The following is an 11,577-nucleotide window of genomic DNA, read 5'->3' as shown; positions in this document are numbered from 1 at the left end:
ACCACACACATCCTGGCCCACCCACCCGCTGAACTCGCGAGGCAATCGAACTGTGAACTGGGACGACACCGCACCGCCGACCGACGGCCCCGCCGACGCCGCCGCCGAGCGGCTCGTCGGCGCGGCGGCGGACGGCGAGGACCAGGCCGTGGAGGCGGCGCTGCGGCCGAAGTCGCTGGAAGAGTTCATTGGCCAGGAGCGCGTACGCGAACAGCTCGACCTTGTCCTGAAAGCGGCCCTCGCCCGCGGCGCCACCGCCGATCACGTCCTGCTCTCCGGCGCCCCCGGCCTCGGCAAGACGACCCTCTCCATGATCATCGCCGCCGAGATGAACGCCCCGCTCCGGATCACTTCGGGCCCCGCCATCCAGCATGCCGGCGACCTGGCCGCGATCCTTTCCTCCCTCCAGGAGGGCGAGGTCCTCTTCCTCGACGAGATCCACCGGATGTCCCGGCCCGCCGAAGAGATGCTCTACATGGCCATGGAGGACTTCCGTGTCGACGTGATCGTCGGCAAGGGCCCGGGAGCCACCGCCATCCCGCTCGAACTGCCGCCTTTCACCCTGGTCGGCGCCACCACCAGGGCCGGGCTGCTGCCGCCGCCGCTCCGGGACCGCTTCGGCTTCACCGCGCACATGGACTTCTACGACCCCGCCGAGCTGGAGCGGGTCATCCACCGCTCCGCCCAGCTCCTCGCTGTGGAGATAGAGGCCGCCGGCGCCGCCGAGATCGCCGGCCGCTCCCGCGGCACCCCCCGTATTGCCAACCGGCTGCTGCGCCGTGTCCGCGACTATGCCCAGGTCAAGGTCGACGGGCGGATCACCCCCGAGGTGGCCGCCGCCGCCCTGCGGGTGTACGAGGTCGACGCCCGGGGACTGGACCGCCTCGACCGGGCCGTGCTCGGCGCGCTGCTGAAGCTCTTCGGCGGTGGCCCGGTGGGCCTGTCCACGCTCGCGGTGGCCGTGGGCGAGGAGCGGGAGACGGTCGAGGAGGTGGCAGAGCCCTTTCTCGTACGGGAAGGACTGCTTGCCCGCACCCCGCGCGGACGGGTGGCGACCCCCGCCGCATGGGCGCATCTCGGCCTTGTACCACCACAGCACGTCACTGGCGCAAGCGGACAAGGCGGCCTGTTCGGGGCGTGACTGGCGCGGAGAGTCGCCCTTGCAGGAACGAGGGTGCGATGCTGGGCGTTGTTCCATTGACGCGGACTCGCTTAGACTCCGCCGATGCCGCCCCTACAGGTCGGCGTGCCCACCCCCGTAGATAAGGCCGCCTCATCAGTGCGGTCGTGCGAAGGAAGTTCCGTCCCGTGAGTCTCGTGACCCTCCTCCCCTTCATTGTGCTCATTGGGGCCATGTTCCTGATGACCCGGTCGGCCAAGAAGAAGCAGCAAGCAGCTGCGCAGATGCGCAATGACATGCAGCCCGGCACCGGCGTTCGGACGATCGGGGGCATGTACGCCACCGTCAAGGAGCTTCACGACGACACGGTCCTCCTTGAGGTCGCGCCCGGCGTCCACGCCATCTACGCCAAGAACGCCATTGGCGCGGTGCTCGACGACGACGAGTACAACCGCATCGTGCACGGCGAGAGCGACGACGAGACCGACGGCACGGTCGTCCCGGACGACGCTTCCTCGCTGACCGAGGGTGCGGACTCCGATGCGGTGGACACGGGCTCCTCGGATACTGACAAGATCAACCTCGGCAAGAAGCCCGAGACGGACGACGCCGCGCCCCAGGACAAGGCCGAGGACGAGGCCAAGACCGAGGACAAGGCAGAGGCGAAGAGCGACAACGGCAAGGCTGACGGCGAGACCGAAGCGAAGTAGCCACGATCGGGGACCGCGGCGGCGCACACACCGGCGCCCGGCGGTCCCCCGGCCGTTCTGACTTCTGCGGGGGCAGGTTTCCACAACACTTCGTGGCCGCCTCGACGCATACCCGGCGCGGGACGGTTGGACAGGGAGAAACGAGAAGGTGGCAGCACCGAATAGGGGCCGAAAGCCCGCGGGGGCTCAGGGCAAGCCGGGGCGTGCCCTGGCTCTGATCCTGATCGCCATGGTCGCACTCACGGGCGGGATGTTCTTGGCGGGACAGCTCACACCGCGTCTGGGGATCGACCTGGCGGGCGGTACGACCATCACGCTTCAGGCGAAGAACACCGTCGCCAACAAGAACGCCATCAACGAGACCAATATGAAAACCGCGGTCGGCATCATCGAGCGCCGTGTCAATGGTCTGGGCGTTCAGGAGGCCGAGGTTCAGACCCAGGGCAACAGCAACATCATCGTCAACATTCCCAAGGGGACGAACTCCCAGCAGGCCCGTGACCAGGTCGGCACCACCGCCAAGCTCTTCTTCCGGCCGGTGCTGACCGTCGCCGCCGGGAGCCCGGTGCCGCCGGCCTCAGCCCCGCCCACGGCCTCACCCACACCCAGCGGATCGCCGTCCTCCACGGCGAAGACGAGCACGCCGCCCGCCGCGCCCTCGGTCAGCGCGACCACTCAGGGCCGCGCGGTGACCGGCGACCTGAAGAAGGCGCCGACGCCCTCGCCGGGTGCCTCTTCGCCGGCCGCGCCGACCCCGACCCCGACCCCGCCCGCCGACCCGGCCGCTACGGCTCTGCAGAAGCAGTTCACCGAACTCGACTGCACGAACGAGGCGGCCCGCTCCAAGCTCGGCGACGACGCCAAGCCGAGCGATTCGGTGGTCGCCTGCGGTGAGGACGACGGCCAGTGGTCCAAGTACCTCCTCGGCCCGGCCGAGGTCGACGGCACGGACATCGACGAGGCCAAGGGCGTGCTCGACCAGCAGCGTGGCATGTGGATCGTCACGATGGACTTCACCAAGAGCGGCTCGAAGAAGTTCGCGAAGATCACCAGTGAGCTGTCGAAGCAGCAGGCCCCGGCGAACCAGTTCGCCATCGTCCTCGACGGGGAAGTCGTCTCCGCGCCCTCGGTGAACCAGACGCTCAGCGCCAACGCCGAGATCTCCGGCAGCTTCAACCAGCAGTCCGCCCAGGACCTGGGCAACATCCTGTCGTACGGTGCGCTGCCGCTCGAGTTCGAGGAGCAGAGCGTCACGACCGTCACCGCCGCACTCGGCGGCGAGCAGCTCAGGGCGGGCCTGATCGCCGGTGCGATCGGTCTTGCGCTGGTCATCATCTATCTGGTGGCCTACTATCGCGGCCTGGCGCTGGTCGCGATTCTCAGCCTCATCGTCTCCGCGATCCTGACGTACACGATCATGACCCTGCTCGGCCCGGGTATCGGCTTCGCGCTGAACCTGCCCGCGGTCTGCGGGGCGATCGTCGCGATCGGCATCACAGCGGACTCGTTCATCGTGTACTTCGAACGGATCCGGGACGAGATCCGCGAAGGCCGTACGCTGCGGCCGGCCGTCGAGCGCGCCTGGCCGCGCGCCCGGCGCACGATCATGGTCTCCGACTTCGTGTCGTTCCTCGCCGCCGCGGTGCTGTTCCTCGTCACCGTCGGCAAGGTCCAGGGCTTCGCGTTCACGCTCGGTCTGACCACCGTGCTCGACGTGGTGGTGGTCTTCCTCTTCACCAAGCCGATCATGACCATCCTCGCCCGCAAGAAGTTCTTCGCGGACGGCCACTCCTGGTCCGGACTGGACCCGAAGCGGCTCGGCGCCAAGCCCCCGCTGCGCCGTTCGCGCCGTATCTCCGCCCCCATCGACCCGAAGGAGGCGTGAGATGTCGCGACTTGGCACTCTTGGCGCCCGGCTCTACAACGGCGAGGTCGGCTATGACTTCGTCGCCAAGCGCAAGCTCTGGTACGGGATCTCGATCCTGATCACCGTTGTGGCGATCCTCGGCGTAGTGGTGCAGGGTCTCAACCTCGGTATCGAGTTCAAGGGCGGCGCGGTCTTCAACACCCCGAAGACGAGCATCTCGGTCAGCGAGGCCGAGGAGTACGCCGAAGAGGTATCGGGCCATGACGCGATCGTCCAGAAGCTCGGCAACGGAACGCTGCGGATCCAGGTCAGCGAGCTCGACCAGGCCGCGGCGAACAAGGTCAACGTGGAGCTGGCCGAGAAGCTGGACATCCCGGTAGACAAGATCGCCGCCGAGATCGTCGGCCCCAGCTGGGGTGAGCAGATCGCCAACAAGGCCTGGACGGGCCTTGGGGTCTTCATGGTCCTGGTGGTGCTCTATCTCGCCGTCGCCTTCGAGTGGCGCATGGCCGTCGCCGCGCTGGTCGCCCTGATCCACGACCTCACCATCACCGTCGGCGTGTACGCGCTCGTCGGCTTCGAGGTCACCCCGGGCACGGTGATCGGTCTGCTGACCATTCTCGGTTACTCCCTCTACGACACCGTCGTCGTCTTCGACGGTCTCAAGGAGGGCTCGCGGGCCATCACCAAGCAGACCCGCTTCACCTACAGCGAGATCGCCAACCGCAGCCTCAACGGCACGCTGGTGCGTTCCATCAACACCACCGTGGTCGCGCTGCTGCCGGTGGCCGGTCTGCTGTTCATCGGTGGCGGCGTCCTCGGCGCGGGCATGCTGAACGACATCTCGCTGTCGCTGTTCGTCGGTCTGGCCGCCGGCGCGTACTCCTCGATCTTCATCGCCACACCGCTCGTCGCCGACCTCAAGGAACGCGACCCGCAGATGAAGGCGCTGAAGAAGCGGGTGCTCGCCAAGCGCGCGGCTGCCGCGGCCGCCGGCGAGGCCCCGGACGACGGTGGCCCGGCCCGCGGCTCGGACGAGGGCTTCGACGACGGTTCCGACGACGGTTCGGACGAGCCGCAGGACGAGGGACCGGGCGCGGCCGCGCCGGCCGGCGCCGTGGCGGGCCCGCGCAGCCGCGGCCGTGGCCGTCCGTCGGGCAGGCGCCGATGAGCTCGGGGCCGATGACCCCCACCGCGACGCGGGAGCTGCTGCTCAGCCGCATCCGTGATGTCGCCGACTACCCCAAGCCGGGGGTGATGTTCAAGGACATCACGCCCCTGCTGGCGGACCCGGCGGCCTTCACGGCCATGACGGGCGCGCTCGCCGAGCTCTCCGTACGTCATGGGGCGACGAAGATCGTCGGCCTGGAGGCGCGCGGCTTCATCCTGGCCGCGCCGGCGGCGGTCCGCGCCGGGCTCGGGTTCGTCCCCGTGCGCAAGGCGGGGAAGCTGCCCGGAGCGACGCTTTCGCAGACGTACGAGCTGGAGTACGGCAGCGCCGAGATCGAGGTGCACGCCGAGGACCTGCGAGCGGGCGACCGGGTCATGGTCATCGACGACGTGCTCGCGACCGGCGGCACGGCGGGCGCCTCGCTGGAGCTGATCCGCCGGGCGGGCGCCGAGGTCGCGGGCGTCGCGGTCCTGATGGAGCTCGGCTTCCTGGGCGGCCGGATCCGGCTGGAGCCGGCGCTGCGCGGTGCTCCGCTGGAGGCTCTGATCACCATCTGAGATCACCATCTGAGATCAGCGTCTGAGATCAGCGTCTGAGATCAGCGTCTGAGATCAGCGTCTGAGATCAGCGTCTGAGATCAGCGTCTGAGATCACCGTCCGACCTGATACGCAGGTCCGGCCATGGGCGCCCCGGGAACCCCCGGGGCGCCCATGGTGCTGCTCCCCGCTGTGCCGCGGATGCCGCGCTCAGCGACAGTCCGTGACGCGACTACAACAGGCCGGGGAGTCGCCCGGGGAGTCGCTACGCACGGCCAACCCGGCTGATTCAGCCTCCTGAGCATCAGAAGTCAGAGGTCGATACCATGGCTTCTCCGGACCTGACCGTTCAGCCGGAACCGCACGAGGAGTGCTCTTGCCAGACAAGGCCCAGTCCGCCGCCGCGCACCCCGACCAGCAGGCCGAGAAGGCCGCGGCCGGCCCTGTCACGCCCGTCGCGCCCGCCGGCCCAGCCGCGCCCGGGCAGAAGCCCTCCGAGCCGAAGCCGTCGGAGCAGCCGGAGCGGCCCGAGCAGACGGCGCCGCCCGCCCGTGCGAACGGCGTGACCCCCGTCTCCGCTCCGAAGCCCGCGCCCGCACCTTCGCCCGCGCCCGCGCGAGCCCCTGCGCCCGCGTCCCGCACCGGCGGCTCCTCGAACCGCGTACGCGCCCGCCTCGCCCGCCTGGGCGTGCAGCGCTCCTCCCCGTACAACCCCGTCCTGGAACCGTTGCTGCGGATAGTGCGCTCCAACGACCCCAAGATCGAAGCCTCCACGCTGCGCCAGGTCGAGCGCGCCTACCAGGTCGCCGAGCGCTGGCACCGCGGCCAGAAGCGCAAAAGCGGCGACCCGTACATCACGCACCCCCTCGCCGTCACCACGATCCTCGCCGAGCTCGGCATGGACCCGGCGACGCTGATGGCCGGGCTGCTGCACGACACCGTCGAGGACACCGAGTACGGCCTGGACACCCTGCGCCGCGACTTCGGCGATCAGGTGGCCCTCCTCGTCGACGGCGTCACCAAGCTCGACAAGGTCAAGTTCGGCGAGGCCGCGCAGGCCGAGACCGTACGCAAGATGGTCGTCGCCATGGCCAAGGACCCGCGCGTCCTGGTCATCAAGCTCGCCGACCGGCTGCACAACATGCGCACGATGCGCTATCTCAAGCGGGAGAAGCAGGAGAAGAAGGCCCGCGAGACCCTGGAGATCTACGCGCCCCTGGCCCACCGGCTGGGCATGAACACCATCAAGTGGGAGCTGGAGGACCTCGCCTTCGCGATCCTCTACCCCAAGATGTACGACGAGATCGTTCGCCTCGTCGCCGAGCGGGCCCCCAAGCGCGACGAGTACCTCGCGATAGTGACCGACGAGGTCCAGTCCGATCTGCGTGCCGCCCGCATCAAGGCCACCGTCACCGGACGGCCCAAGCACTACTACAGCGTCTACCAGAAGATGATCGTCCGCGGTCGCGACTTCGCGGAGATCTACGACCTGGTGGGCATCCGGGTCCTGGTCGACACCGTCCGCGACTGCTACGCGGCGCTGGGCACCGTCCACGCGCGCTGGAACCCGGTTCCGGGGCGGTTCAAGGACTACATCGCGATGCCCAAGTTCAATATGTACCAGTCGCTGCACACCACGGTCATCGGTCCCAACGGCAAGCCCGTCGAGCTCCAGATCCGTACGTTCGACATGCATCGCCGCGCCGAGTACGGCATCGCCGCGCACTGGAAGTACAAGCAGGATGCCAGCGCCGGGGTCTCCAAGGTCCGCACCGACGTGCCGAAGCGGGCCGGTGGCAAGGACGACCACATCAACGACATGGCGTGGCTGCGCCAGCTGCTCGACTGGCAGAAGGAGACCGAGGACCCCAGCGAGTTCCTGGAGTCGCTGCGCTTCGACCTCTCCCGCAACGAGGTCTTCGTCTTCACGCCGAAGGGCGACGTCATAGCGCTGCCGGCCGGCGCGACGCCCGTCGACTTCGCGTACGCCGTGCATACGGAGGTCGGCCACCGCACCATAGGCGCGCGGGTCAACGGCCGCCTCGTCCCCCTCGAATCGACCCTCGACAACGGCGACCTGGTCGAGGTCTTCACCTCCAAGGCCGAAGGCGCGGGCCCTTCCCGCGACTGGCTGGGCTTCGTCAAATCACCCCGCGCCCGCAACAAGATCCGCGCGTGGTTCTCCAAGGAACGCCGCGACGAGGCCATCGAGCAGGGCAAGGACGCCATCGCGCGGGCCATGCGCAAGCAGAACCTGCCGATCCAGCGCATCCTCACCGGCGACTCGCTGGTCACGCTGGCGCACGAAATGCGCTACCCCGACATCTCGTCCCTGTACGCGGCGATCGGCGAGGGCCATGTGGCCGCGCAGGGCGTCGTACAGAAGCTGGTGCAGGCGGTGGGCGGCGAGGAGGCCGCCAGCGAGGACATCGCCGAGTCCACACCGCCCACGCACGGCGGGCGCGCCAGGCGCCGCTCCAGTGCGGACCCCGGTGTGGTCGTCAAGGGCGTCGACGACGTCTGGGTCAAGCTGGCCCGCTGCTGTACGCCCGTCCCCGGCGACCCCATCATCGGCTTCGTCACCCGCGGCAGCGGCGTCTCCGTGCACCGCGCGGACTGTGTGAACGTCGACTCGCTCTCGCAGCAGCCGGAGCGGATGCTGGAGGTCGAATGGGCCCCGACCCAGTCGTCGGTCTTCCTGGTGGCCATCCAGGTCGAGGCGCTGGACCGGTCCAGGCTGCTGTCGGATGTCACCCGCATTCTGTCCGACCAGCACGTCAACATCCTCTCGGCGGCGGTCCAGACCTCGCGCGACCGGGTGGCCACCTCGCGCTTCACTTTCGAGATGGGTGACCCGAAGCACCTCGGGCACGTCCTGAAGGCTGTACGGGGCGTGGAGGGCGTCTACGACGTCTACCGCGTAACTTCGGCCCGTCGGCCGTAACGGCAAGCACAAAAGGGCCCCGGTACGGAATCCGTACCGGGGCCCTTTTGTGCTTGCCGCATCAGCCATCAATTGAGCAACCCCCACGGCGAGCAACCACAACCGCGAGAGCGGCGGCGGTTCAGCCGCAAAGGGGGCTGCTAGCCGCCGAACTCCTCCAGGCCCTTCAGAGCCTGGTCGAGCAGCGCCTGCCGCCCTTCCAGTTCACGCGCCAGCTTGTCCGCCTTGGCGTTGTTGCCCGCCGCGCGCGCCGCGTCGATCTGCCCGCGCAGCTTGTCCACGGCCGCCTGGAGCTGGCCCGTCAGACCCTCGGCACGCGCACGCGCCTCCGGGTTCGTCCGGCGCCACTCGTTCTCCTCGGACTCCTGCAGCGCCCGCTCCACCGTGTGCATCCGCGCCTCGACCTTGGGGCGTGCGTCACGCGGTACGTGCCCGATGGCCTCCCAGCGCTCGTTGAGAGCCCGGAAGGTGGCACGCGCCGCCTTCAGGTCCCTCACCGGCAGCAGCTTCTCGGCCTCAGCGGCGAGCTCCTCCTTGAGCTTGAGGTTCTCGCCCTGTTCGGCGTCCCGCTCCGCGAAGACCCCGCTGCGCGCGGCGAAGAAGACGTCCTGGGCACCGCGGAAACGGTTCCACAGCTCATCCTCGGCGTCGCGCTGCGCACGGCCCGCGGCCTTCCACTCCGCCATCAGGTCGCGGTACTGGGCGGCCGTGGCCCCCCAGTCGGTGGAGCCGGAGAGCGCCTCCGCCTCGGCGACCAGCTTCTCCTTTGCCTTGCGGGCCTCCTCGCGCTGCGCGTCCAGCGAGGCGAAGTGCGCCTTGCGGCGCTTGGAGAACGCCGAGCGCGCGTGCGAGAAGCGGTGCCACAGCTCGTCGTCGGACTTCCGGTCGAGCCTGGGCAGGCCCTTCCAGGTGTCCACGAGGGCCCGCAGCCGCTCGCCCGCGGAGCGCCACTGCTCGCTCTGCGCCAGCTCCTCCGCCTCGGTGACCAGCGCCTCCTTGGCGTGGCGTGCCTCGTCGGTCTGCTTCGCCTTCTGCGCCTTGCGCTCTTCACGGCGCTTCTCGACCGTCGCGACGAGACCGTCGAGGCGCTTGCTGAGCGCGTCGAGGTCGCCCACGGCGTGATGCTCGTCCACCTGCTGACGCAGATGGTCGATGGCGGCCTGGGCGTCCTTGGTCGAAAGGTCGGTGGTCTTCACCCGCCGTTCGAGGAGGCCGATTTCGACCACCAAGCCCTCGTACTTGCGCTCGAAATAGGCCAGAGCCTCCTCGGGAGAGCCTGCCTGCCACGATCCGACGACCTTCTCGCCGTCGGCTGTACGCACGTACACGGTGCCCGTCTCATCGACACGGCCCCACGGGTCGCTGCTCACAGCGCCTCCTCCACCTGATGCCTGCGATGGGGGGTTCCGCCCCCGGGCATCGTCCACAGTTTCCTGGACGGGCCTCGCCCGCCTTCCACAGCGCGAAGCGATACCCGCGCCGCACAACGCCAATCTAGGCGACCGGCCGCCCGGCTGTCCGCACTCAGCGCGGCCGAAATTCCCAGGCTCACGCCTTGGGCACGGCCGCCTTCGTAATGGTGACGGCGGTTTTCGGAGCGCCGTCCTTCGCGCCGCCCTCGACGCCCGCCTTCGCCACCTCCTGCACGAGCTTCAGGCCCGCGGCGTCCATCTTTCCGAAGGTGGTGTAGGTGGGTGGCAGTTTTGTCTCCTTGTAGACAAGGAAGAACTGGCTGCCGCCGGAGTTCGGCTGGCCGGTATTGGCCATCGCCACCGTCCCGGGCGGATACGTCACAGTGCCGTCGGCGGCCGCCTTGCCCAGCGCGGTCAGATTCTCGTCGGGGATCGTGTAGCCGGGCCCGCCTGTGCCATCGCCCTTCGGGTCGCCGCACTGGAGCACGAAAATACCTTCCGTGGTCATTCGGTGACATTTGGTGCCGTTGAAGTAGCCCTTGTCGGCCAGGTGCTTGAACGAGTTCACCGTCTGCGGCGTCTTCGCCGCGTCCATCGCGATGGCGATGCCGCCCTTGTTCGTCGTGAGCGACAGCGTGTACTTCGCCGTCTTGTCGATCGCCATGGCGGGCGGCGGAGTGGTGCTCTCGGTCGCCGAAGGGCTCGGGGACTGGCTGGCGTCCGCCGCCGCATCGGACTTGCTGTCGTCGTCGTCGGACAGCCCGATCGAGAGGTAGGCCGCCGCGCTCGCCGCGAGCACCACGGCGAGCGCTGCCGCGATGATCGTGATCCGCTGCTTCCTCTGACGGGACTGCTGTCGACGCTGCTGCTGGCGCTCGAACTTCTCCCTGGCGAGCTGCCGCCGCCGCTGATCGCTGCTGACCACCGGGTGATCTCCTTGTACGTCGTACGGCGCGTGATGCCGACCGGCTGAGTTGCCCCGTACCGTATACGGGTTCGCTGTGGGACGAGCAGCGCCGGTAGGCTCTGATCTGCCGCAATTCGCTGCGGCTACAGCCATATCCCTCTCGACTACCACGCCGAGCCACCACACCGAGGACGATCGTGCTTATTGCCGGGTTCCCCGCCGGGGCCTGGGGGACCAATTGTTATCTGGTCGCCCCCGCCGCGGGTGAGGAGTGCGTGATCATCGACCCGGGCCATCAGGCGGCCCAGGGAGTCGAGGAGACGCTCGCCAAGCATCGGCTCAAGCCCGTCGCGGTCGTGCTCACCCATGGGCACATCGACCATGTCGCCTCCGTCGTGCCGGTGTGCGGAGCCCATGACGTACCGGCATGGATCCACCCCGCCGACCGGTACATGATGAGCGACCCGGAAAAGGCGCTGGGCCGTTCCATCGGGATGCCGCTGATGGGCGAGCTGACCGTGGGCGAGCCGGACGACGTCAAGGAGCTGGCCGACGGAGTGGAGCTGAGCCTGGCCGGTCTCGGCTTCTCCGTCGCGCATGCGCCCGGCCATACGAAGGGGTCGGTGACCTTCCGGTTGCCCGAGTCGGCGGACATTCCGTCCGTCTTCTTCTCGGGTGACCTGCTGTTCGCCGGCTCCGTCGGACGCACGGACCTGCCCGGCGGCGACCACGCCGAGATGCTCGAGTCGCTGGCACGGGTGTGCCTGCCGCTCGACGACTCGACAGTGGTGCTGTCCGGCCACGGCCCCCAGACGACCATCGGCCGCGAGCGCGCCGCGAACCCCTATCTGAGGGACGTGGCCGCCGGCTCAGGGAGCATCAGCGCTCCTCGACGAGGAATGTGACGAG

9 protein-coding genes are annotated in these 11,577 nt (G+C 68.9%); 7 read left to right on the top strand and 2 right to left on the bottom strand.

The window, feature by feature from the left end; all coding sequences use genetic code 11:
* Nucleotides 1-52: 52 nt before the first annotated feature.
* The 6 genes from ruvB to ACIHCQ_RS07245 all read left to right on the top strand — a co-directional run bounded on the left by ruvB (nt 53) and on the right by ACIHCQ_RS07245 (nt 8,349).
* Complete coding sequence (ruvB, locus tag ACIHCQ_RS07270; protein ID WP_399658772.1) at nt 53-1,141, top strand: Holliday junction branch migration DNA helicase RuvB; 1,089 nt, start codon at nt 53-55, stop codon at nt 1,139-1,141.
* 167 nt (nt 1,142-1,308) lie between these two features.
* Nucleotides 1,309-1,830 (top strand): preprotein translocase subunit YajC, encoded by a 522-nt coding sequence (yajC, locus tag ACIHCQ_RS07265; protein WP_399658770.1) that lies wholly within the window; start codon nt 1,309-1,311, stop codon nt 1,828-1,830.
* A 148-nt stretch (nt 1,831-1,978) separates the two neighbouring features.
* Complete coding sequence (gene secD, locus ACIHCQ_RS07260; protein ID WP_399658769.1) at nt 1,979-3,715, top strand: protein translocase subunit SecD; 1,737 nt, start codon at nt 1,979-1,981, stop codon at nt 3,713-3,715.
* A gap of 1 nt (nt 3,716) precedes the next feature.
* The gene (gene secF / locus ACIHCQ_RS07255; protein WP_399658767.1) at nt 3,717-4,868 is read left to right on the top strand and encodes a protein translocase subunit SecF; all 1,152 of its coding nucleotides are present in this window, start codon (nt 3,717-3,719) and stop codon (nt 4,866-4,868) included.
* 11 nt (nt 4,869-4,879) lie between these two features.
* Nucleotides 4,880-5,425, top strand: coding sequence for an adenine phosphoribosyltransferase (locus tag ACIHCQ_RS07250; RefSeq protein WP_399658765.1), 546 nt, complete (start codon nt 4,880-4,882; stop codon nt 5,423-5,425).
* Nucleotides 5,426-5,781: 356 nt separating this feature from the next.
* A complete protein-coding gene (locus ACIHCQ_RS07245; RefSeq protein ID WP_399658763.1) occupies nt 5,782-8,349 on the top strand; it encodes a RelA/SpoT family protein in 2,568 nt (855 codons plus the stop codon).
* 140 nt (nt 8,350-8,489) lie between these two features.
* On the opposite strand, the gene ACIHCQ_RS07240 is transcribed toward ACIHCQ_RS07245, so the two are convergent.
* Nucleotides 8,490-9,719, bottom strand: a complete 1,230-nt coding sequence (locus tag ACIHCQ_RS07240) for a DUF349 domain-containing protein (protein ID WP_399658761.1) — start codon at nt 9,717-9,719, stop codon at nt 8,490-8,492.
* Between the two features lie 178 nt (nt 9,720-9,897).
* The gene (locus ACIHCQ_RS07235; RefSeq protein WP_399658760.1) at nt 9,898-10,686 is read right to left on the bottom strand and encodes a peptidylprolyl isomerase; all 789 of its coding nucleotides are present in this window, start codon (nt 10,684-10,686) and stop codon (nt 9,898-9,900) included.
* Nucleotides 10,687-10,865: 179 nt separating this feature from the next.
* On the opposite strand from ACIHCQ_RS07235, the gene ACIHCQ_RS07230 reads away from it, so the two are divergent.
* Nucleotides 10,866-11,573 (top strand): MBL fold metallo-hydrolase, encoded by a 708-nt coding sequence (locus ACIHCQ_RS07230; RefSeq protein WP_399658759.1) that lies wholly within the window; start codon nt 10,866-10,868, stop codon nt 11,571-11,573.
* Nucleotides 11,574-11,577 lie beyond the last annotated feature (4 nt).

Origin of the sequence: Streptomyces sp. NPDC052236 (genome assembly GCF_044548015.1) — a bacterium.
Lineage (GTDB): Bacteria > Actinomycetota > Actinomycetes > Streptomycetales > Streptomycetaceae > Streptomyces.
The sequence above is the reverse complement of the archived record's forward strand: the minus strand, read 5'-3'. Positions and strand labels throughout refer to the sequence as shown.